The sequence below is a fragment of the Haloarchaeobius caseinilyticus genome, from assembly GCF_051207395.1.
Classification (GTDB): domain Archaea; phylum Halobacteriota; class Halobacteria; order Halobacteriales; family Natrialbaceae; genus Haloarchaeobius.
Genome location: NZ_JBPJZC010000005.1, coordinates 310,360 through 332,279, shown reverse-complemented (window position 1 = coordinate 332,279; position 21,920 = coordinate 310,360). Strand labels below are relative to the sequence as shown.

The 21,920-nt window shown below is 64.0% G+C and carries 21 protein-coding genes; 10 read left to right on the top strand and 11 right to left on the bottom strand.

Annotated features, from left to right (window positions below):
• Positions 1-17 precede the first annotated feature (17 nt).
• Positions 18-1,598, bottom strand: a complete 1,581-nt coding sequence (locus ACSC1P_RS21365; RefSeq protein ID WP_435362246.1) for a HEAT repeat domain-containing protein — start codon at positions 1,596-1,598, stop codon at positions 18-20.
• Between the two features lie 333 nt (positions 1,599-1,931).
• On the opposite strand from ACSC1P_RS21365, the gene ACSC1P_RS21360 reads away from it, so the two are divergent.
• Positions 1,932-2,609 (top strand): metallophosphoesterase family protein, encoded by a 678-nt coding sequence (locus ACSC1P_RS21360; RefSeq protein ID WP_435362245.1) that lies wholly within the window; start codon positions 1,932-1,934, stop codon positions 2,607-2,609.
• An 81-nt stretch (positions 2,610-2,690) separates the two neighbouring features.
• The gene (gene msrA / locus ACSC1P_RS21355; RefSeq protein WP_435362244.1) at positions 2,691-3,221 is read left to right on the top strand and encodes a peptide-methionine (S)-S-oxide reductase MsrA; all 531 of its coding nucleotides are present in this window, start codon (positions 2,691-2,693) and stop codon (positions 3,219-3,221) included.
• Between the two features lie 32 nt (positions 3,222-3,253).
• Here the strand turns inward: msrA and ACSC1P_RS21350 are convergent, their stop codons facing one another.
• Together ACSC1P_RS21350 and ACSC1P_RS21345 are read right to left on the bottom strand one after the other, a co-directional pair.
• Positions 3,254-6,376, bottom strand: coding sequence for a PAS domain S-box protein (locus ACSC1P_RS21350; RefSeq protein WP_435362243.1), 3,123 nt, complete (start codon positions 6,374-6,376; stop codon positions 3,254-3,256).
• Between the two features lie 278 nt (positions 6,377-6,654).
• A complete protein-coding gene (locus ACSC1P_RS21345) occupies positions 6,655-7,644 on the bottom strand; it encodes an aldo/keto reductase (protein ID WP_435362242.1) in 990 nt (329 codons plus the stop codon).
• Positions 7,645-7,997: 353 nt separating this feature from the next.
• Here ACSC1P_RS21345 and ACSC1P_RS21340 point away from each other — a divergent pair, with 353 nt between their 5' ends.
• Positions 7,998-8,294 carry a DUF8028 family protein gene (locus ACSC1P_RS21340; protein WP_435362241.1) on the top strand — a complete coding sequence of 99 codons (297 nt, stop codon included), beginning with the start codon at positions 7,998-8,000 and terminating at the stop codon, positions 8,292-8,294.
• Between the two features lie 45 nt (positions 8,295-8,339).
• Here the strand turns inward: ACSC1P_RS21340 and ACSC1P_RS21335 are convergent, their stop codons facing one another.
• Entirely contained in the window at positions 8,340-9,608 is a 1,269-nt protein-coding gene (locus ACSC1P_RS21335; protein WP_435362240.1) for an RNA-guided endonuclease InsQ/TnpB family protein, read from the bottom strand.
• Positions 9,609-9,996: 388 nt separating this feature from the next.
• Here ACSC1P_RS21335 and ACSC1P_RS21330 point away from each other — a divergent pair, with 388 nt between their 5' ends.
• The gene (locus ACSC1P_RS21330) at positions 9,997-10,458 is read left to right on the top strand and encodes a hypothetical protein (RefSeq protein WP_435362239.1); all 462 of its coding nucleotides are present in this window, start codon (positions 9,997-9,999) and stop codon (positions 10,456-10,458) included.
• Positions 10,459-10,510: 52 nt separating this feature from the next.
• On the opposite strand, the gene ACSC1P_RS21325 is transcribed toward ACSC1P_RS21330, so the two are convergent.
• From ACSC1P_RS21325 to ACSC1P_RS21310, 4 genes are all read right to left on the bottom strand, one after another.
• Positions 10,511-11,152 (bottom strand): DUF6517 family protein, encoded by a 642-nt coding sequence (locus ACSC1P_RS21325; RefSeq protein ID WP_435362238.1) that lies wholly within the window; start codon positions 11,150-11,152, stop codon positions 10,511-10,513.
• Positions 11,153-11,207: 55 nt separating this feature from the next.
• Positions 11,208-12,017 (bottom strand): TrmB family transcriptional regulator, encoded by an 810-nt coding sequence (locus tag ACSC1P_RS21320; protein ID WP_435362237.1) that lies wholly within the window; start codon positions 12,015-12,017, stop codon positions 11,208-11,210.
• A 105-nt stretch (positions 12,018-12,122) separates the two neighbouring features.
• Positions 12,123-13,181, bottom strand: a complete 1,059-nt coding sequence (locus ACSC1P_RS21315; protein WP_435362236.1) for a transcription initiation factor IIB — start codon at positions 13,179-13,181, stop codon at positions 12,123-12,125.
• A gap of 139 nt (positions 13,182-13,320) precedes the next feature.
• Positions 13,321-14,370: a lamin tail domain-containing protein gene (locus ACSC1P_RS21310; RefSeq protein ID WP_435362235.1), complete on the bottom strand. Its 1,050-nt coding sequence runs from the start codon at positions 14,368-14,370 to the stop codon at positions 13,321-13,323.
• A gap of 126 nt (positions 14,371-14,496) precedes the next feature.
• Here ACSC1P_RS21310 and ACSC1P_RS21305 point away from each other — a divergent pair, with 126 nt between their 5' ends.
• Positions 14,497-15,381: a hypothetical protein gene (locus tag ACSC1P_RS21305; protein ID WP_435362234.1), complete on the top strand. Its 885-nt coding sequence runs from the start codon at positions 14,497-14,499 to the stop codon at positions 15,379-15,381.
• 62 nt (positions 15,382-15,443) lie between these two features.
• Positions 15,444-16,088, top strand: coding sequence for a hypothetical protein (locus ACSC1P_RS21300; RefSeq protein ID WP_435362233.1), 645 nt, complete (start codon positions 15,444-15,446; stop codon positions 16,086-16,088).
• A 6-nt stretch (positions 16,089-16,094) separates the two neighbouring features.
• Here ACSC1P_RS21300 and ACSC1P_RS21295 read toward each other — a convergent pair whose 3' ends face one another.
• Positions 16,095-17,114 (bottom strand): DHH family phosphoesterase, encoded by a 1,020-nt coding sequence (locus tag ACSC1P_RS21295; protein WP_435362232.1) that lies wholly within the window; start codon positions 17,112-17,114, stop codon positions 16,095-16,097.
• Positions 17,115-17,485: 371 nt separating this feature from the next.
• Here ACSC1P_RS21295 and ACSC1P_RS21290 point away from each other — a divergent pair, with 371 nt between their 5' ends.
• Both ACSC1P_RS21290 and ACSC1P_RS21285 read left to right on the top strand, forming a co-directional pair.
• Positions 17,486-18,190 carry a ribulose-1,5-bisphosphate 5-phosphatase gene (locus tag ACSC1P_RS21290; RefSeq protein WP_435362231.1) on the top strand — a complete coding sequence of 235 codons (705 nt, stop codon included), beginning with the start codon at positions 17,486-17,488 and terminating at the stop codon, positions 18,188-18,190.
• On the top strand, positions 18,187-18,816 hold the full coding sequence (locus ACSC1P_RS21285; protein WP_435362230.1) for a ribulose-1-phosphate aldolase: 630 nt from the start codon (positions 18,187-18,189) through the stop codon (positions 18,814-18,816). The genes ACSC1P_RS21290 and ACSC1P_RS21285 overlap by 4 nt, the downstream gene beginning before the upstream one ends.
• Positions 18,817-19,102: 286 nt before the next feature.
• Here ACSC1P_RS21285 and ACSC1P_RS21280 read toward each other — a convergent pair whose 3' ends face one another.
• Together ACSC1P_RS21280 and ACSC1P_RS21275 are read right to left on the bottom strand one after the other, a co-directional pair.
• Positions 19,103-19,855, bottom strand: coding sequence for an endonuclease/exonuclease/phosphatase family protein (locus ACSC1P_RS21280; RefSeq protein ID WP_435362229.1), 753 nt, complete (start codon positions 19,853-19,855; stop codon positions 19,103-19,105).
• 45 nt (positions 19,856-19,900) lie between these two features.
• The gene (locus tag ACSC1P_RS21275; protein ID WP_435362228.1) at positions 19,901-20,344 is read right to left on the bottom strand and encodes a Rieske (2Fe-2S) protein; all 444 of its coding nucleotides are present in this window, start codon (positions 20,342-20,344) and stop codon (positions 19,901-19,903) included.
• A 208-nt stretch (positions 20,345-20,552) separates the two neighbouring features.
• On the opposite strand from ACSC1P_RS21275, the gene ACSC1P_RS21270 reads away from it, so the two are divergent.
• Both ACSC1P_RS21270 and ACSC1P_RS21265 read left to right on the top strand, forming a co-directional pair.
• Positions 20,553-21,128: a DUF7344 domain-containing protein gene (locus tag ACSC1P_RS21270; RefSeq protein WP_435362227.1), complete on the top strand. Its 576-nt coding sequence runs from the start codon at positions 20,553-20,555 to the stop codon at positions 21,126-21,128.
• Positions 21,129-21,350: 222 nt separating this feature from the next.
• Complete coding sequence (locus ACSC1P_RS21265; RefSeq protein ID WP_435362226.1) at positions 21,351-21,821, top strand: helix-turn-helix transcriptional regulator; 471 nt, start codon at positions 21,351-21,353, stop codon at positions 21,819-21,821.
• Positions 21,822-21,920 lie beyond the last annotated feature (99 nt).

Sequence of the window (21,920 nt, the reverse complement as noted above, 5' to 3'; positions counted from 1 at the left end):
TTTTTAGTAGTACCGACTCAGTGGCCACGGACCCGTTCGATGGCTGCACGGGCGGCAGCCCGGACCTCGGGTTCCTCGTCGGTCTGGCGGTCGTAGAGGTCGTCGAGCGCCGTCGGCGTCCCGAGGTTACCCAGTGCGGTACAGGCGTTCGCGCGGACGGTCGGGTCGTCGTGTGCGAGGAGTCGGCTGACCGGGCGGAGCGGGTCGACCGTGACGGTGTGGTCGCTCGTGGTCAGTTCGACCAGCCCGACGCTAGCGAGGCGCACGTCGTGTCTGGCCGTTTCGCTGGTGAGCATCGTGAGGACTGCGTCGACGGCGGTCGGCGGTGGGTCGCCGACGAGTCCGAGTGCGATGGCGGCGTTCCCACGAACCGCCGGGTCGTCTGCGCCCATCGCCCCGTGGAGAGTATCGGCGTGGTCACGCACCGGGTCTGGGTAGCCCTCCGCGACGATGGCGACCGCCCACGTTCCGTTTCGGCTGACCCGAGTGGCGTCGTCGTCGATGGCCGCTGCCAGCCCGTCGAGGTGGTCCGCGACCAGTTCTGGATACGTCCGGCCGACGACGCCGAGCGCGTAACTCCCGTTGTGCCGGCAGTCCTCGTCACGGTCGAGGACAGAAGCGATGGCTGCGGTGTGCGCTGTCAGCGACTCTGGGTGCGTCCACGCGACCGTCCCGAGGACGAGTGCGGCGTTCGAGGCGACGCGCAGGTCGTCGTCCGAGAGCGCGTCGACCAGTGCCGGTGCGTGGGTGGCGACCGCCGCGGGCCGGTCGTCGGCGACGACGTTCAGCACGTTCGTCGCGCTCGTGCGTGTCTCTGCGTTCTCGTCGTCCAGCAGTTCGACGACGGTTTCGACCTCGTCGCGGACGACGTCCGGGAACGACTTGACGACCTGCTGGACGACCGCGGTCGCGTTCTGGCGTATCCGGGGGTCGTCGTCGTGCAGACAGTGGCACAACTGCTGGCCGTGCGGTTCGACCGCGCCGGGGAATTCGGTGGCGAGCGGCCCGAGTGCGGCCGTCGACAGCACCCGAACGTCGCGCCGTCTGTCGATACAGCGGGCCATGATGTCGCCCACTGCCGGGAGACAGTCGCCCGGGTGTGCCGCCGCCAGCGCGCGGAACACCGCGACCGTACTCAGCCGGGTCGTTCCATCGATGGCGTCGAGGTGGGACCGAAGGCCGTCGACACCCGGCCGGACCGCGTCGGGGTACTCACGTGCGATGGGCCAGAGCGCCGTCACCACGTTGTGGCTCACACCTGGTCGGTCGTCGTCGAGCAACAGACACAGGTCTTCGGCGATGGGTTTCGTCAGTTCGGGGTCTGCGTCCCCGACGATGGCGAGGACGCTCACACTCCGGCGGGCGACCCGGTCGTCTTCGTCCCGCAGGAGCGGGACGACAGCGTCGACCTCGTCGGCGACTGCTGTGGGAGCATCCTGTGCGAGTTCCCACAGTCCTTCGACGGCCGCGAGTCGGACTTCGGGGTCCGGATTTCGGGACAGTGAGGTGAGGTCTCGCGCCAGGCCAGCAGGGTCGGCTGTGTCCCCCGCCGCCTCGCGGAGCTGCGCTGCCCGCTCGCGGTCGTCGTCTCCTCCCATGATGAAGGTGTACACACGCGGGAACACCTTATGTCTGTGCCATGCGACAACACGGGGTGGTTATTCGTGGTGCCGCCTGCTCGTGTTCCCAACGAGTTCGGTACGTCGCTCACTCGCAGTGGCTTCCAGATCTCGTGTGTGGGAGATAGCACATATGAAGTACGCGTCGTCGCTCGTCGCTTCGTCGGTCGCGGGCCGAGGCGCACCGGAGAGATAGGAAACCCCAACTGGTGGGGAAGCCGCGCCGAAGACACCGACACGACGCTTTCCTGCGGCCCCGAGCAGACTTCCCGTTGGCGAACGTTCTTGTCGCAGACCGCACAAGTCCCGACAATGCGAGTCGGCGTCATCTCGGACGTACACGCGAATCTGGTTGCCCTCGAAGCGGTCCTCGACGATATGCCGGCCGTGGACACCCTCGTCTGCGTCGGCGACGTGGTCGGCTACAACCCGTGGCCGGCAGCGTGTGTCGAACTGGTCCGTGAAAACGCCGACACGACGGTCATCGGGAACCACGACCGGACGCTGTCGACGCCGGAACGCTATCGTTCCCACCGGCAAGCACACGCTGGTCTCGAACTCGCCGCCGAGCGAGTCTCTGCCGAACAGTTCGAGTGGGTCATCTCCCGGCCGCGAACCACGACCGTCGCCGACGGCCGATTCGAGTTGGTCCACAGCCACCCCGACGAGATGCGTCGTGGCACGTACGTCTACCCGGACGATTTCTCGGAACTCGGCGAGTACGTCGAAGACATCGACGTGCTGGCGCTCGGACACACCCACGTACAGGGTTCGCAGACAGTCGAGGGCACGCTCGTGTTGAACCCCGGGAGCGTCGGCCAGCCACGCGACGACGACCCGCGGGCGGCCTACGCCGTCGTCGACCTCGGTTCGAACACGCCGACAGCGGACTTGCAGCGAGTCGAGTACGACGTCGAGCGTGTGCAGGACGCCTGTGCTGAGGCGGGTCTGCCAGAAGAGACGGGAGAGCGGTTGGCCGATGGCGAGTGAGGCTGGCCGAGGGCGAGTGAGACTGAACAGCAACTTTCCGCTGCCTGTGTCCATTTAGGCTTCCAGCACCTACCACCAGCCATGACCGAGACTGCGACGTTCGGCGGTGGCTGTTTCTGGTGTACCGAGGCGGCGATGAAGGAACTCGACGGCGTCGAGTCCGTCACCTCCGGCTACGCCGGGGGACACGTCGAAGACCCCTCCTACGAGGCCGTCTGTCGCGGCGAGACTGGCCACGCCGAAGTGGTGCAGGTCGAGTACGACCCCGACGTACTCGGCTACGAGGACCTGCTCAAGGTGTTCTTCACGGTCCACGACCCGACCCAGTTGAACCGGCAGGGACCGGACGTGGGCACGCAGTATCGCTCCATCATCCTCGCCCACGACGACGACCAACTCGAACTGGCGAAGGCGTTCGTCGTCGAACTCACCGAAGAGGGCGCGTACGACGACGATATCGTCACCGAAATCGAGCGCCTGGAGACGTTCTACGAGGCAGAGCAGTACCACCAGGACTACTACGAGAAGAACCCGAACGACAGCTACTGTACGTTCAACGCACAGCCGAAGATCGAGAAGGTTCGCCAGAAGTTCGCGACGAAGGCGAACTGACGCGGCCACGTCGCTCGATTTCTCGTCACCGACTACTCCTCGATTACTTCGGGCGCAGCGGGCACTCGGACCGTCACGACTGTCCCAGCGTCGGAGGCGTCGATGTCCACCGAGCCGTCGGACTTCGAGACGAGCCAGTGGACGAACCAGAGGCCAAGCCCGCTGGAGTGTTCGAGCGGCGTCTCCGCGCTCGATGCGAGCACGTCGACCTCGCGCTCGGGGATGCCCGGACCGTTGTCCCGGACCGTCACGACGACCTGTCCGTCGGCGTGGTCGAGGCTGACCGTCGCGTGTGGCTCGGCGGCGTCGTTGTGCTCGATGGCGTTCTCCAGCAGGTGTTCGAACGCGAGGTGGAACCGGGCGTGGACGACGGCCGATGGCGACCCCTGGTCGACGACCTCGAACGTCGCGTCGGGGTACGTCTCACGCGTACTGTCGGCCGCGTTCTCCGCCATCCGTGCGAGGTCGACGGTGACGACCCCGTCAGTCTCGAACGCGTCTTCGATACGCCGGGCACTCCGGCTGACGGCTTCGAGGTCGTCGAGGGACGTCTGGATGTCATCGACGTGAGTCGGCGACACGTCACAGGACTCCTCTATCAGGTCGAGGACGCCACCGATGATGGTGAGGTTCGTCCGCAGGTCGTGTCGAAGCACGCGGTTGAGGACGCTCACGCGTTCGGCCTGATTCTCCACGGCCTGTTCGCGCTGTTTCTGCTCCGTGATGTCCGAGAAGGAGACGATGACCTCGCCGTCGCCCGTGCTGACCGGGGCCGCGTTGACGTGGAGCCAGCGGCGGTCGCCGTCGGTCCGGTGGAGGACGTAAATCTCGTTGAACAGCGGTTCGCCGCTCTCTCGAACATGGGTGAATCCGAGGACCGAGCCCGGGAGCTGGACCCCGCGTTCGTCCGTGACGACCCACGAGTCGCGTGCGAACGACTCGGTGACGGTCTCGTCTGGCCCGACGCCGAGTATCTCCTTCGCTCGCCGGTTCTCGCGGCGAATCTCACCACCGGGACCCATGACGAGGATACCGACCGGACTCGTCTCTAGCAGTCGGGTCTGGCGTTCTCGCTCCGCATCTAAGTCGGCCTGTGCGAGTCGCCGCTGGAGGACGACACCGAGGTGCGTCGACACGGACGAGAGGAGTTCGAGGAATCGGTCGTCACGCTCGCGTGGGGTTCGACTCAGGAACACGAGGACAGCGACTGGCTCGTCGGACGCGTTTAGAATCGGCACACCGACCGCACTGTGCAGGCCGTGGTCGCTGGCGAGTTCCTGTCGTGGAAGGACTTCGCTGTTCGCCGCTGCGAGGTCTTCGACCCACTCCGATTCGCGGTGTTTCCACACCCGGCCCGGGAGGCCCTCACCGATGCCGAAGACGAGCCGTTCGCTCCGGTCGCCGAAACTCGTCAGGTCCTCGTCGTCGGTCCACCACGCGTCGGTCAGTTCGAGCTGGTCGTCGGTCTGGACCCACGCCTCGCCGTAGGCGACCTCGCTGGAGGCCACCACGCGCTGGAGCGTCTCGACGAGGGCGTCGTCGAACGTCTCCGCACCCGCCGCCTGCTGGATCGTTTCGAGCAGGAGTTCGCGCTCGCGGTTCGCCACGACCTGTTCGCTGATGTCGATGCCCTCTGCGACGATGGAGACGACCGCCCCGTCGTCGTCGGTGACCGGTCGGAACGAACAGTCGAGGTGCATGAGTGCGTCGCCGTCGCCGACGTTCGTCGTCGTGAGTCGCATGAACTCGCCGTCCGCTGCCCGGTCGAGGGCCGCTTTGAGTCGCTCCTGCTCGGCTGCCGAGTGTGACCACCACGGCAGTCGCCAGAACAGGCCGCCCGTGACCTCTTCGGGAGACTTCCCGATGAACTCACAGGCGTGTTCGTTCACTTCCAGCAGCGTCCCGTCCGGAGCGAGCAAGCCGGTGAACGCCATCGGGTCGTCGAACACCGCGTCGAACCGTCGTTCGGACTCGCGCAACTCGCGGAGGCGACGCTCACGGGTGCGAACGTCGCGGCCGATACCGGTGAAGCCGACGAACTCGCCGTCGATGACTAGCGGCGAGACGGTGAACTCGTGTGGCACTTCGCGGCCGTCGTCGGTCACGAGGTCGATCTTCACGCTCGCCGATGCGCCCTGCTCGACGGTTTCCAGTGCGTCTTCGAGCGTCTGTACGTCGTCCGGCACGACCAACTCCGTCACTTCGGTGTCGGTGAGGTCGACGTCGCGTCGTCCGGAGACGGCCCGGACCTGCGCGTTCCACCGCCGAAGTCGGTGTTCGACGTCGAGAACGAAAAAGAGGTCCGTGAGCGAACCGAGGATGCCGTCGGTGAACTCTCGCTCACGACGGAGACGCTCTTCGCGTTCTTTCCTGTGGGTCACGTCCCGGACGCTGACGACGAACCCGTCGACGGCCACGTTTTCAGCGTCGGTCTGTCCACGGGCTTCGAGCCAGCGCCACGACCCGTCGGCGTGTCGCGCCCGGTACTCACTGGAGTCGATGACTGCGTCTGTTCCGTACACCACGCCAGCGAACGTCTCGAGCAGGCTCTCTCGGTCGTCCGGGTGGACGTGCTCGAAGGCGTTCTCGCCGACGAACGACTCCGGTGAGTAGCCGAGCACCGTTTCGACGGCCGGGTTCGCGTACTGGACGTCGCCATCGTCGTCGACGACGAGTATCATGTCCTGTGCGTGGTCCGCGAGCGTATCCGGGAGGTCGGTCGCGGTGTCAACTGCTGGGTCCGCTTCTGTCGCTGGTTCTTCCGCCGTCGCTGCGTCTGCCGCCTGCGCCACGAGTGCCCGTTCGACTGCCCGCTCTAAGAGCACGGGGAGGGCGGTCACGCTCTGGCTCCCGACGATGTGGTCGATGCCTGCCGCCTCGGCACGCTCGACCGCGTCACCACTCGACGCGACGAGGACGAACGCTGGTGGTTCTCGATTCGTGGCGAGGCGTTCGTACAGGTCGACGCCGGCGGCGTCCTGTCCGACGACGCAGCACGACGAGACGATGTCCGCGAGCGTCGAGATGTCCTCGGGAGCGGTCCCACACGCTGTTCGCCACGTCTCGGCGAACTGGTCACGACCGTAGAGTGTGTGGAGGGTGTCGCCGCTCTCACAGGCGAAAACGACCGTCGGAGGTGAGGCGAACGAACTCATTGTGGGAGGGTCTGGCCGTTGCCGGGCGCTGGCGCGGATAGTAACCGATTCTGGTAACCCTTTGGCGTTCTCGTATATAAGCAGACGGGCCGCTAGTCCCTGTTCTTCGCTGGATAGCCGTCAGTAGGAAAGCCGAGGAGTAGTTCACGAATCACGACGGTACACGACCGCACCGCCTCCGCTCACGTAACTCCTCACGTAGCCTCGCATCCACGACCTCCTCGCCCGCCTCACGAAACGGCGCTCGCGCCGTTTCGCTCACCCTCGCGTCGTCGGCCTCAGAGGAAGCCGAGCGGGTGGTCCTTCGCGTCGGCGAGTCGCTCGAACTGCTCCTCGGAGAGGTCGATTTCGGCTGCACCGAGGTTCTCTTCGAGTTGGTCGACTGTCCGCGCGCCGATGAGTGGCACCGACACCTGCTCGTGGTGCATGAGCCACGCGAGGGCGACCTGCGCGGGCGAGGCGTCGACTTCGTCGGCGACGGTCTGGAGTTCGTCGAGGACCGCGAAGTTCTCGTCGGTGAGGTAGTTCTCGCGGAACCGGCTTTCCGCGCTGACCTTCGAGTCCTCGGGGTTCTGGTCGTCGCGGGTGTACTTGCCGGTCAGGAAGCCCTGGCCGAGCGGACTCCACGGGCAGACGCCGAGGTCGTAGTCGGCGCACATCTCCAGGTAGTCGACTTCGACCTCGCGGTCGACGAGGTTGTACCGCGGCTGCGTGACGGTGAACGGCTCGTAGCCGCGCTTGTCGGCGAGTTCGTTCGCCTTCGTCACCTTCCAGGCGTTCGGGTAGAGCGTCGACGCGCCGAGGTAGTTCACCTTCCCGTCCTCGACGAAGCCGTTGAGGGTGCGCATGAACTCCTCGGCCGGCGTCTCGTCGTCCCAGCGGTGGATGTACAGCAGGTCGATGTAGTCCGTTCCTAACCGCTCCAGCATGAGGTCTATCTGTCGGCGGAGGTGCTTTCGCGAGAGGCCGCGGCCGTTCGGGTCCTCCTCGCGTGTCGGCCAGTAAATCTTGGAGGCGAGCACGTAGTCCTCGCGGTCGCGGTCGGCGAGCCAGTTACCGATCCACGTCTCAGACTGGCCGTCGCCGTAGATGTCTGCGGTGTCGATGAAGCGCCCGCCGTGCTCTTCGTAGGCGTCGAGCAGGTCGTACGCTCGCTCTTCGCCGATTTCGAGTCCGCCTTCGGACTCGCGGCCGAAACGCCACGTTCCGAACGCGAGTTCGCTCACCTGCGTGCCGGTCCGACCCAGTGGGACGTAATCGAGGTCCATGGCCGCCCTTGTTCGGCGGCGGAGTTAAAAACAGAACACCCGGCAGAGGCTGCCGTCTCCCGTGTGAGTCAGGTCGTCGCTGGTGGGGGCTACCTTGTCGCAGGTCCAGTCGCCCGTGTTAGCCTCTCCCACACGATGTGTGTTAATGACAAACTATGCTATGTGGACCAACAGATATAGGACGACGGTGGGGGTACCATATCAGAACGTTGTGCATTTCGGGCGGGTTAGAGAAAAAGGTGTTGAAGCTCGTATAAAGTTTTTAGGCGTTTCTGTGGCTGTCTCGTGACTCGGCGTCAGACGGTTAGGTGGTGCGAAATGACTCGAATTCCGTACAACGCTCGTGGCGTTATATGTGGGGTTCGTGCATAGTCTTCTTCGCCGACGAGGTCATCCCGATGCCCACCGCGCTCCCCTCTCCGTCCGACTCCCGAATCGACCCGCAAACGCTACTGGCCCCCATCCGGCGGCTGAGCTTCTGGCTCGCCGTCGGGCTCCCGTTCGCCTTGCTGTTGCTCCTGCTGTCGGGTCTCGGGTCACCCACCGAGACGGGCACGTTCCTCGTCCTCTTCGCCCTGAATCTGGTCACACTCGTCGTCGGCCACGGTCACGGTGGCGGTGACGGGGAGTCCGGAGCAACCAGCGCTTGACATCCTCCCGCGCCTGAAGACGCGGGAATCCCGAGCGTTGGGATATTAGGGTTCGCAACTCGCCTGTTCGCTCGGTGCGAAACGCCCCGAGGTTTGATTGAACAAGCGAACTGCTGGCCGTGCCAAACGACCGTTACTCATATCCCCCGTAGGAGGACTCTGAGTTATCTTTCTGTGAATATTCACTGCACCGTTCACGTCTGCGTTCATCGTCGCACCGCACGACTCACAGACGTACAAGCCACGCTCCACACGATTCGCATCTCGCTTCCGACCACAACACGAACACGTCTTGCTCGTGTCTCGCTCTGAAACACGGTCAACGAGTATCCCGTGTTCCTCCGCCTTGTACTCCAAGAGCGTCGTGAAACGGTCAAACTCCCAACCGTGGAGTTTCTTGTTCCTACGTTTGCCCCAGTTTCGAGACCCACCGTTCTCGTCCTCTCGAATCTTGCTCAAGTCACCGATAGCGATGCGACCGACCGCGTGGTCGATGCACTGCTCAACGACGTGCTTGGCCAGGGTGTGCAAGAAGTGGGCTTTCCGCCGAGACAACTTCTGTCGGGCACGTAACGCACGCTTCGATGGCCCGTTCTTACCTTCAGTGTTGTACTCGTCACGGGTGAAGTAGTGCTTGTCCTGTTTCAGCACGTTCCCCGGATACAACTCGGCTTCACCGTCGTCGTAGGCGATGGCGAGGTAGTTGTTGATACCGAGGTCGATTCCAGCCGTGTTGTCACCGGGAGCGTCCTCGACAGGGATTTCGACCTTGCAGACGAGGTGGAGTTCCCAATGGCCGCCGTTCCAGACGGCTCTGACCTGCTGGATGTTCTCCACGGTCACGTCGGGTCGTGTTTCGTACTCTGTGAGGATAAAATCAGAGCGGTAGTTCTTCAGGTTGAAGCCCTTGCTCAGACGGAGTTTGTTGTGCTTGGTGTCGTGTTTGATGCCGTTCTGCTTCCATGTCACGGTGGAGCGTGGGTGGTTGTCGCCTCGCTTTCTGTATCCGGGTGGATTCGCGTCGGCATCGCCGTTCTTACGCTTTTTGAACCAACCGTTGAACGCCTCAGCGAGTTCTTCGAGAACGCGCTGACTTGATTGAGAATGTAGGTCACTGTAGCGTTCGTGGTCTTTTATTTCACGCTTGAGGTCGGCTTCGGACGGAATCTCTCCGGTGTCGTTCCATTCTTGTTGAGAGTGGTAGCGGGCGACGTTCCACAGTTTGGATGCTGCGTGTCCGCAGTCATCGAGGACGTCACTCACTTGAGAGTGGTTAACGATTTTCGCTCGATAGGTGCGGGTTGTCTTTAGCATCGTACTGTGCCCATAAGCACTTATGGGGATTAGTGTATTAAAAGGAGTGATTGTGGCGTGGAATATCCAGCCATGTCATCGAACGGTGGGTGGTGTAGGACCGTGTCGGATTCATCCTGACCCTAAAGGGTCAGGTATTCTCCTTGATTTCGTATAATCGGCGAATGGCGGCACGAATATCCCTGCTGATGACTGTCTTGGACCTTGAACCTAATTATTTGTCGCACACGTAGAAACCGTTATAAATGTTCTAACGGCCTCTAATCCGCTCGTGAAGGGTCTGGTACCAGTTCACAAATCATTGCAACCGAACCGGGAGATGTGAAACCAACCGAACGATGCTCGGCGTATAAGGTCTTCTCGGCCCCAGATTCGGGTGAGAACGCTCATGTCATCCGGAACCCGCACGCCGGTCGTCGACGCGTCCAGCACGTCGGTCACTGACTCGCTCGGCCCCGGGCGCGGCACAGGTGAGACGGTCACGGTCGCCGTGGACGCGCGACTCGTCCGTGGTGCCCGTTCTGCCCTCGGCTATCTCGACGACGCCGACGAGTTACCGGCACAGGACCGGTCCACCATCGAGGACGTCCGGATGCACGTCGAGTCGCTCGACGCACGCGTTCAGTCACAGTCCCGCGACTCGTTCACCGAGGGCTTCGCGGCTGGTGACCTCGTCCTCCTCGTCAGCGGCCTGCTCGGCGTCGCACGACACTACAGCGAGCGTGACGACGAGGTCGCCGCAGATTTCCACCGTCTGTGTGCGAAGCGCGTCCTCGACGCACTCGTCGACCAGCGCCCGGACCTCGTCGACAACCTGCGAGTCATCGCCCAGGATTCGCGCGAGGAGTGAGCTGTCGGACCGGCTCCTTCCGAACCGGTCTCCCGCACGCTTCGGCCTTCACTCAGTGTGAGATACCCTGCACCAGCGCCAGCACGTTTTCTGCCTCCCGCTGGAGGTCGGCTGGATAGCCACCGAACAGCACCACCACGTCGCCAGCGTGCCGGGCCGTTCCGAGTTCGAGTCGCACGTCAAAGTCGACACCCGCGAGCGTCGCCACTCCCGCGAACCGTGCCAGTTCCCGGGCCGCACCGAGGGCTTGCACCTGCTGGTTCCCGAGGTGCTCCTCGATTCGCATCGTCCCGTAGGTCTGCTGTGCGCGCTTCGCCAGCGCTTCTTTCTTCAACTCGCCGAGCGGGTTCAGCGACTGCCCGAACACCTCGACCGTCGGCGAGGCGAGCGCGACGAACGTCGCGGCGGGCTGTTTACCGATACCCGGCAGCGAGACCAGTTTCTGGTACGTGCTGAGGTAGTTCGTCAGCGTGACCGTCTGTTCCTGTCCCTCGATTTCGAACGTGTGCGTGAGCGTCTGCGGGTCGGTCCCGAGGTGTTCGTAGCTCGTCTGTGCGAGGACGTCGGCCCCGACCGTCGCCGCGGTCGCCTCGGCAGACTGCTCACCACTGAGTAGGCCACCGACACACCCGGCCGTCGCGGCCAGTCCGCCAACCCCCGTCGTCGTCAGAAACTCCCGCCGTGAGAACTGCATGCGCCAGTACTGGTGAGAAAAATCATAAATATTGTGACCAGTGCCGCCGACCACCCTACCAGTCGCCGTCGCCGGTAATCGCCCGGGCGAGCAGCGGCCGCAGCACGCGTACGAGCGGCGCGTCGTCGCTGTCTGTCCACACGGCGCGGTGGGTCCGAACGCCGGGCAGGTCGGTCGGCGCGTCCGCGCTGACGAGCAGCGAGCGCCCGTCGACCATCAGGACGCTGCTCATCGCGCCGGGGCGAATCGGGTGGTCCTCCCACCACGTCCAGGTCTCGACCGCAGTGGCTTCGGGGACGGCCGCACCGACTCGCTCACGGATGTCGGCCGACGGCGAACCAACCGTCACCGAAACACCACGGTCGGCCGCACTGGCCAGGGCCTCGACTACGGCCTCGGTCAGCAGGTCCTCGACGGCGACCGCGAGCAAGATTTCTGTGTCGCTCTCGGCGACGAGTCTGGCCGTGCGCTCTGCCACTTCGTCGTCACCCTCGGTGACCCAGATTTCCCCGCCCTTCTCGGGGCGATTGTCGGCCCGGAGCCGTGGGAGAACGTCGCCGAGCCGGTCGAGTTTCGCGTGCACGTCGCGCTCTAAGGTCTCGACAGCTTCGTCGGGAGCGGCCCCGCGGTAGCGCCGCGGCTTCGACTGCTGGCTGTCGGCCAGACCGCGCTCACAGAGCGTCTCCATGCAGTCGTACACGCGGGCCTGTGGCACGTCCGCTACCTCGCTCACTTCCTTTGCAGTTCCCTGCCCGATGCGGGCGAGGGCGGTGAAACACTTCGCTTCGTACTCGGTCAACTCGAACGACCGGAGTAACTCGACGGTCTCGTTCGTGCGGTCTCCCGTGGGGTCGGTGTCGGACATGGCTGCGGGTTCGTTGCCGTGGCTTGGAAACGGACTTCGATAGTCGTTGCTACTCGGGGACTCGTATCGTCCTCACCTTCCGGCGGGCGAGAGCGGGGTGACGATTTAGGCAGTCGCCTGCGAGGGCGTCCCGTCGTCGCCGCCTTCCTCGTCGTCGGCACGCAACAGTTCCTTGTACCGGTTGCGAATCGTGACCTCGCTCACGTCGGTGACCTCGGCGACCTCCTTCTGGGTTCGCTTCTGGTTCGTGAGCAACGAGGCGGCGTAGATAGCCGCCGCAGCCAGTCCGACCGGGGACTTCCCACTGATGACGTGCTGGCGCTTGCCCGCCTCGACGAGTTCGCGTGCTCGTTGGGCGACCTCGTTCGAGACGCCGAGGTCCGAACAGAACCGCGGCAGGTACTCCGCGGGGTCGGCGGGTTCGAGCGCGAGACCCAGTTCACGGCAGATGTAGCGGTATGCCCGGGCGAACTCGCGACGGTCGACGCGGCTGACCGGTGCGAACTCGTCCAGACTGCGCGGGACGTTGCCCTGTCGGGCCGCGGCGTACAGCGACGCCGTCGCCATCGCCTCGATAGAGCGGCCGGGAAGCAGGTCGTCTTCGAGCGCGCGCCGGTAGATGACCGACGCGGTCTCCTCGACGGGTTGGGGCAGGTCGAGCGCGCTCGCCATCCGCGTAATCTCGCCGAGTGCCTGCTTCAGGTTGCGGTCGCGGGCGCTGGTCGCGCGGAACCGTTCGTCCCACGTCCGCAACCGAGCCATCTGCTGGCGTTTTCGAGACGACAGCTGGGTGCCGTAGGCGTCGCGGTTCTGCCAGTCGATGACCGACGACAGGCCCTTGTCGTGCATCGTATTCGTCGTCGGCGCGCCGACGCGGGACTTGCGGTCCTTCTCGGCGGCGTCGAACGCGCGCCACTCCGGCCCGTGGTCCACGAGCCCCTCTTCGACGACGATGCCGCACTCCTCGCACACGGTCTCGCCGTGTTCGTCGTCGGTGATGCTGTCGGCACCACACTCGGGACAGGTGTAGCGGTCGCGGACGCGGTCGTCCGTCTCCTCGTCCCGGGTGTCGGACCGGTCGGCTTGCTCCCGTGTTCGTCGGTTCTCCGTGAACTCGGGGCGGCGGTCCTCGGTCGTCTCGACCGTCTGGTTGGCTCCGTTCATGATTGCTCGTCCGAGCGGGGGTCGCTCGGGCTCCACGAGTGGAGGTAGTGAGTTGACTACTATAATAGTTTCTCCGAACAGAGTACGATAGTAGAAACAGGAATCGGGTGCGGGCTGGTGGTTTCGGCTATCGTTTACACTATACGTAAACTATTTGTGTCTCGGACGGCCACACGTTCCACTGCCGGCTCTCAACCACCGCAATTCGGGCTGCACTGCCGTAGCCGTACTCCAGTACAACCTGCCCGCTCGCATCACGGACGACGACCGTGTCGCCGCCGTTGTTCCAGATTGCGCCGTCGCTACCCCAGTAGCGCGTCCCGTCGCCGTCGGTCCCCTGCCCACTGCGGAGTGTGAGTCGGTCGCCCGGCGCGAGGGTCACGCCGTCAGGAACGGTGTACGTGTGGTCGGCCTCGTCGGCGACGGTGTAGCCGGAGAGGTCGATGGCCTCCTCGCCGCGGTTCACGAAGACGACGTACTCGCCGGTCGGGTCCTGATTATCGTTGCCCGGCGCGTCGGCGCGCACCTGCAAGACGGCGAGGCCGTTCGCGGCGGTCCGGCCGTCCTCGCCGTCTGTGGTTCCTGTGCCGCCACCGCCGTCCGTCCGCGCGGCGAAGCCCCACACGCCACGCTCGGCCGACTGCGCTTCGGCCTCGATGCTGTAGTACTGGTCGCGCTTCGAGAACTTCGAGTCGTACACCCGGGCGAGGCCGCGACTGAGCAGTTCTTCGTTCAGGCTCACCCCGTCGTGGTAGACGTACGCCAGCAGGCGACCGTAGTAGCCGCGGCGGTCGCTCTCGGGGTCGACGACGACTTCGACCGTCTCCCCATCGAGTTCGTCTTTCACGAACTGACTCGCGTTTTCGCCCCAGTTCTGGAGCCAGTCCCGTCCAGCGAGCGTGTCGGGGATGCCGTACTCGTCCGGTTCGACGCCCTTGTGTACCTCCGGGGTGTCGACGCCGAGCAGTCGGACCGTGTCCTCGGTCCCGTTCCGGTAGCGAATCTCGATTGTGTCGCCGTCGATGACCCGGGTGACCGTCACGCTCACGCCGTCTTCCAGTGCTGGTGCCTCGCCGTCGCCGGATTCACCGCCGGGGAAGAACGGTCCCGTCGTGATACAGCCCGCACTGACGACGCACAGGACGAGTGCGACGATGAGGGCGCGAAATCGCCACGAATCGGGACGCATTACACGTCTAGACGCGCCCATCCGCTATCTGGTTGTGCAGGAACCTGTTAGGGTCGCTCGCACTCCGGCAACTTTCTGGGGCGTCACGTCGAAATTTATTTCTGACTCTTTCGAAAACGAACAGACATGTCTGCCAGTCAGTCGACACAGCCCATCCAGTCCCCCGAGCGACTGGACACGCGCTTCGGACTGGTGGTTGGCTGCTACGTCGCCGCGCTGGTCTCACCTGCACTCTTGTTCGCCGTTGCCGACCGGTTGCGGCCCGACAGTGCCCTCGTCGTCCTCGGACTGCTCGCGGCGGTGGTCGTCGCCGTCGTGACGTGGGGCGTCACGCGCTGGGGGTCGCTGGTCGAGCGACTCGACTCGCCCGTGCTCCTCTGGCTGTTGCCCGCTATCGGCGTGCTACCGTTCTTCGCGTACGGATTGCTAGCACTCGTCTTCCTCGGCACGACCATCGCATCGCTCGAGATACACGATGCGGCCCCCGCCATCGGCTTCGCCGGGGTCGTACTGGGAATCGTGGCCATGTGCCTGGGCGGTGGTATCGTCGCCATGGCTCGTACTCGGCTGGCGGCCGCCTCGGTCGGCGACGAGTTCGACGTCGAGTGGTCGGCTAGCTGGCCGCGACGGGCCCGGTTCAAACTCGGGGGTGCGATGCTCGGCGTCTTGCTCCCGCTCTGTGGATTCGCTGTCTGGTACCTCGGCTTGCAGGCGATGCTGACCGTCGTACCTGCCGTGTTGCCACTGCAACTCGGTGTGCAGAACGTCGCGGACGAGCGTACCTATCGCGTGTCACCAGCGGGACTGGAACAGCGCCAGGAGGGACGATGGACGACCGCTCGTCGGTTCATCCCGTGGTCGCAGTTCGAGGGCTTTAGCGTCACCGACGACGGACTCGTGCTCCACCGGCCGCGGCCCTCTCTCGATATTCGATGTTCGAAGTGGGACCTCGACACTGCGGAGGCCGACGTTATCGCGGCGCTGGAAGAACACCTCAACCCGACGGAGTAACGGCGGGCACTTTCAGTCGACTAGAACAAATTATTGATATAATTGCATTCAGATGTCGAAGTATGCATACCGACATCTCCCGGAACTCCTTCGGTCTGGGATTTCTCGTCTGTTATTCGCTCGTTCTCGCGATGCTGCCAGTTGTCGGCCTCTTCCTCCTCGAACCAGACGAGTCGCTCATCGACACACCACTAATCCTCATCGCGACCATGCTCACTGCCACTGCAATTGCTGCAGTGCTTCTCTACACGCGCACGACCGCACTCGAAACCGTCGTCTACGATGCCGACTCGACCGAAACCATCTGGGGTGAACTCATCAGCTACACCGCCGTGCTCATCGCTACCTTCGTCGTGACTGCGTTCGTCTTTGCCCCACTCGAAACTCGCTTCGGACGGCCCCGCCTCATCAGTTTCGTCCAGTTCGTCCTCTCCACCGCCATCGCAGCGACCGTCGTCGGCCTCCACCGCAACGGCACGCTCGACTTGCCGACGTGGATTACCGCCACCAACTGGGGACTCTGGGACTTTTTCGCGCTTTTCGCTGCCGTCGCCGCGCTCACGCTCATCTACGCGAACACCGTCTTCGACTCCACGAGTGGCCTTCTCTCCATCACTGCCGTCTTCTTCTCCGCCATCGCCGTCTTCCTCCGCAAGCAGAATACGCTGGTCGCGCCGAGCACCCCAGACCAGACGGACACCGTCTAATCTCGCTTACTCTCCGTTCCCGTCCTCGTCACGCTCGCTCAACCGCAACTCCGCGACCAGTCGCTTCGTGACGATTCGCTCCACGATGTCGACGAGCTCCGCCTCCTCGTCTGCGTCGGCGAACAGCCCGAGCGGAATATGCCCGCCTGCCATCTGTCGGTGGCCGCCGGCACTCCCTACGTCGCCGAAGGCGTCGTGCATCGCGTCGCCGACGTGGATACGCGAGTCGGTCGAGCGCGCGCTCAACTCCACCGCGTCGCCGATGATGGCGAAGACGACTGCCGTCTCGACACCCTCTACGTCCGAGAGGTAGTCCGCCGCCTGCGGCAGCGCGTCGCGCTCGCTCGTTCGTCCGGCGTGTGAGATGAGCACTGACCCGCGAATCGTCCGGTTGTCGATCGTGTCGCTGATGGCGTCGATGGTCGCCTCGCTGATAGCCGGGTGTGACAATCGCCGGAGCAGGTCCATGTCGACCGTGCCCTGTAACTGCCCTGCCGCCTCGAACTCGGCTCCGGAGACGCCACGTAGGAACTCCAGCGTCTCGCGCCGCAGCGCGAACATCAGCGCGGTCGCCAGCGTCCCGTCGAGGGGGAGGTCCAGTTCGTCGAGATACTCGGTGAGGATAGTCGCCGTCGCGCCGATGTCCTCTCGCCGGTCGACGAAATCTGCCTCCACGTTGTCCGCCGGATGGTGGTCGATGACGATGTCGACGCCGATTTCGGTCGGGACGGGGTTGTTCCGGCCGGGAATCGAGTGGTCGACGAACGCGACGAGGTCGGCCGCGTCGACGATTTCTTCGGAGTATGGCTGGCAGTTCACGTCCAGCAGGTTCACCATCGCGCGGTTCTCCTGATGCGTAATCTCGCCGCCGTACAGTATCGACACCTCTTCGATGCCCGCGTTGCGGGCGATGGCCTCCAGCGCCATCGCGCTGGCCAGACTGTCCGGGTCGGGGTTGTCGTGACAGACGATGGCCAGCGACGAGGCGTTCGAAAGGAGGTCGTGAAGTTCACGAGCGCGGCCCATTATCGGCTTCGTGTTGGACGGGAGGGGTGAAGGGTGTGTGGGAAATACGTCTGTTTCGCGGCTGTTTCTGTCGTCGTCTCTGTCGTCGGGGTTTCTGTCTTAGTGAAGCAGTTCACGAATCACGACGGTACATGACCGCACCGCCTCCCACGCACCTCGCTTCCACAACCTCCCCAACCGATTCGCTTGGGATGCTCACGGGTCGTTCCACTCCCCGCTCACACCGCGCGCTCATCCCTCGCGCGATGTCCGCTCGCAGCCTTCGGCATGCTCGCCAGCGCGCGCCAGGCCGGTTGTGACGGCTCTCATCGCCCTTCCATCTCGTCACAGAACGACAGACCGATTACTTTCCACCCGAAAGAGGGTGGAACATGAGTTATCGCTATCGCGCCGTGTTCGTCGACCTCGACGACACGCTCTACCCCTACGAACCCTGTAACGAGGCGGGGAAGGAGGCTGCCTGGAAGACTGCGCTGGACCTCGGCTACGACGTGGACCGCGACGAGTTCGACGACCTGTACATGGAGGCAAGAAGCGAGGTCAAACGCGAACTCGCCGGGACCGCGTCGGCGCACGAGCGCTTCCTCTACTTCAAACGGCTCATCGAGATTTACACGGGCACGCACAAGTCCCGGCACGCGCTGGAACTAGGCGAGGCGTACTGGGAGACCTACATCGAGGAGATGGAACTGTTCGACGGCGTGGCGGAGACGTTGCAGAAACTCCACGACGAGGGCGTGAAAGTCGCGGTCGTGAGCAACCTCACGACGCGGATTCAGCTGAAGAAGTTGGAGAAACTCGGCCTTGAATCGGTCATCGACCTTGTGGTCACCTCCGAGGAGACGGGCAACGAGAAGCCGGCCTCGGTGATGTTCACGCTCCCGCTGGCGCAACTCGACCTGCGCCCGAGCGAAGTCGTGATGGTCGGCGACGACGTGGCCGCCGACATCGAGGGCGGGAACGCGCTCGGCCTGACGACGGTGCTGTTCAACGCCGAGGCGGGTGAGTTGCAGGGCCGCCGCCAGCCCGATTTCCGAACAGATAACTTCGCGGACCTCACAGAGTTGATACTATGAAACTCGCAGCCGAACGCGACGCGGTCGTCGAGTGGGCACCCGACCTCGCAGACCTGACCCCGGGCCGGACCGGGAACCTGAGCGTGCGCGCCGACGACGCCTTCGCGGTCACGCCGACCGGCGTCCCCTACGACAGTTTCGACGCTGAGGACGTGCCGGTCGTCGACTTCGAGGGTGAGCAACTCGCGGGCGAGATGTCCCCCTCCAGTGAGGTGCCGATGCACCGCTACCTCTACCGCGACATGGACGCTGGTGCCATCGTCCACACCCACTCGACGTGGGCGACGACGATGTCGGTCCTGCACGAACCGCTCCCGGCGCTGCATTACATGGTCGTCGCCGTCGGCCACGAGGTCCCAGTCGCCGAGTACGCGCCGTACGGCACGCAGGAACTCGCCGAGAACTGCGTCGAAGCGATGGAGGAAGCCGACTCGCGGGCGTGTTTCATCGAGAACCACGGCCTCGTCGTCGTCGCCGACGACCTGCCGACCGCGATGGAGAACACCGGTCACGTCGAGAACCTGTGCCAGGTGTACCTGCAGGCGCGCTCCGTTGGGGAGCCGAACTTGCTGTCGACCGAGCAGCTAGCAACGGTCGAGGAGAAGTTCGAGTCGTACGGGCAGTAACCGATTTCTGTCTGTTTACTTACTGTCTCTATTCCTGCGAATCCGATGGCCATTGCCATCGAAAACGGCGACATGAGAGCGAAAGCAATGAAGTTAAATATATAACATGTATTCGAACGAACGGGAGTTGCGGGGGGTCGTCACCTGACAGTCTAACTTTAGCATACCCCGATTCTCCCGTTCCACCAGCCGAGGGCGTCTCCGGAGCCATCCACCACCGGGGCAGCCCTCGATGCAGTTTCTCGCGGCCGTCGTGTGTTCTACGTCGACTGTCTGTCCCGAACGCCTACCGTGTCCCGAGTTCTACGTCCGCGACGACGGGGAAGTGGTCAGACGGGTACGGCGCGTCGTCGGCGAGCGTCTCGACCCGACGCACGTCGAAGTGGTCACTTGTCAGCACGTAGTCGATGCGTGCGTGGGCGTCGCCGGTGAACTCGTGGAACGTTTGGGCTGGGCCGGTTGCGGTCGCAGCAGCCTCGCGGGCGGGTCGAAGCCCGTCTGAAGTTACCGTCTCAACCGGACGTGATTCCGGCGTCGCGTTGAAGTCGCCGACGACGAGCGCGGGGTCGTCGGTGTCGACCCACTCACGGAGCAGTCGTGCGCCCTCTTCGCGCGCTCGCTCACCCTCGTGGTCGAGGTGGGTCACGACGAACTGGCAGGGTTGGCCGTCGATGCGGCAGTCCGCCCACGTGGTGACACGGGGGTACGAGGCGTCCCAGCCGACGCTCGGTTCGTCGGGTGTCTCGGAGAGCCAGAACGCACCCCAGTCCTCGCAGGTGATCCGGTCCGGGTGGTAGGCGACGGGAACGTGTTCACCGTCGTCACCGCCACGGCGACCGACGCCGAGCCACTCGTAGTCGGGCAGGTGCTCGCGGAGGTAGTCGAGTTGGTGCGGCGTCGCTTCCTGGAGCCCGAGTAGGTCCGCGTCGATGTCTGTCAGTCGGTCGACCACCCGCTCGCGGCGGTGTGGCCAGGCGTCGTCACCGTCGTCCGGAGTGTCGTAGCGGACGTTGAACGTCGCTACGCGGAGTGCCGTCATCCTCGTCGCCGAACAGGGGAGGGATAGACAAGGCCGTTTCGCTCGCTAGAACTGGAGGTGCGAACTCGACCCCGGCATGTCGTCGCCATCGTCGTCCTCGTCCGCAGCCGCATCGATGCCGCCCTCGTTGTGGAACTCGACGCTTCCGTCCGTGAGATAGACGGTTCCGTCCTCGACGGCCGTGTCGATGTTCACCAGCGTCTCGCCCGCGGCGTCGCCGTTGTCGCAGTAGCCGCTACAGGCGTCGAACATCGACCCGTGTTTGGGACAGATGACTTCGCCGTCACGCATCGCCGCGCCCATCCCGCGGTCGAGTCGCTGGTCGGGTTCGTGCAGACAGAAGTTCTTCCACGCCTCGATGCAGTCGTCGCCGCGGACGAGGATGACCTCCTCCAGCGCGCCGCTTGGCTCCTGTACCGTGAACAGGTACGAGCCACGTTCTGGGATTTCGCTCTCTGGAACGAGTCGCGTCCAGTCGTCAACACTCATCGACCGCGGATTGGTCACCTTCCAACATAGTTCCTCTGCGAATCGGTTCGAAGCCAGTACTATTGCGCGCCGCTGCACGCTCGTAACCCGTGTCCCATTCGTTTTCCCTACCGATAACGTGACCAAAAAGGTCGGTACGGTCGCCGAACCGGCGAGCCTCGGATGGTAGGCTCAATCTTTAACCCCCTCGGTGGCGCGCTTTCGCACGATGAGCGAGAGTGATAGCCCTCCGGCGTCGTCCGCCGCCGATGCCGCAGGTGCGCCCTCCAGCCTCGCGCGTGGTGACGTGTACGAGTTATTGACAAACGCGCGCCGCCGTGCAGCAGTCGATATCTTGCGCGAGTCCGACGGCTCGCTCGAACTCGGGACGCTCGCTGAGCGTGTCGCCGCCGCCGAAGAAGGCACTACCGTCGACGAGTTAGGATCCAACGAACGCCAGCGTGTCTACATCTCGTTGTACCAGTCGCACGTCCCCGCGCTGGTCGACGCGGACGTCGTCGAGTACGACAAGGACTCCGGCGTCATCACGCCTGGCCCACATGCGCACGTCCTGTACCGCTACCTCGACATGGGAGCCGAAGCGACCGCCAACGCTGGCCGCCGCTGGGCGTTCTACCACGCTCTCGCGGCCGCTGTCGGTCTCGTCTTCCTTACTCTCAATGCCCTACAACTCACCGCGACGTCGCCCCTCGTTCTGCACGCTGGCACGGTCGCCGCCAGTCTCTTCGCGGTGGTAGGACACGTTCTCGACCGCGCGGGCGTCCTGTTCTCGACGGCCAGCTGAGGCCGGCTAACTGAGACGACGATACATTCGGTTCCTGTACGGTTTCTTCACCCGTTGAGGGCACTATCCTCAAAATAAAGAGTTGGGTTTGTTGCAGTTGTGAATTTGACAGAAACGACTGGAATCAAGGGACGGGCTTTAGGTATAGTTGTTCTGCCTCCCGCCGTATCCAAAGCACATTGGGAACCATTTAATCGACCGTGGCCGCAAGCTATACAAGTGATGGCAGTCCGAAACCCCGAATCCGACGCTGCAACATCTGGGACGACGTTCGTATCCCGTCTTCAGAACAACTGGGACTCGATGAAATCTCTCGCGTCCGACGCAATCGGTTCGTTAACCTCGGCCGACGACGAGGACGACGTCGAGACGAGCGACACCCATACGCACGAGACGACTACCGACGGTATCGACCGCGAGTTCATGACCACGAGTGAAGAGATCCTCTACGTCGTCGAGCTGAGTGGCGGCCGCATGTGGCAGTCCGACATCGTCGACGAGGTCGACGCGTCCTCCTCCACGGTCAGCCGACACCTGACTTCCCTCGAAGGTGACGACGAGATTCAGCGCGTCACCGTCGGTCGCGAGAAGATCGTCGCCCTCCCCGACCAGGAGTTCGAGGCGACCAACACTATCCAGCAGTCGGAACCTGCAGTCGAGGCGGACGGCGCGGTGGACAAGCGGGCAGCGTGAGCCGGTTCACAGGGGTGACCGGAACACACGTCTTTTTCCGCTGATCGACGGCTACATTTTAGAACGCCTACTGTTTCACCGGGGTGCAACGGAGTGAAA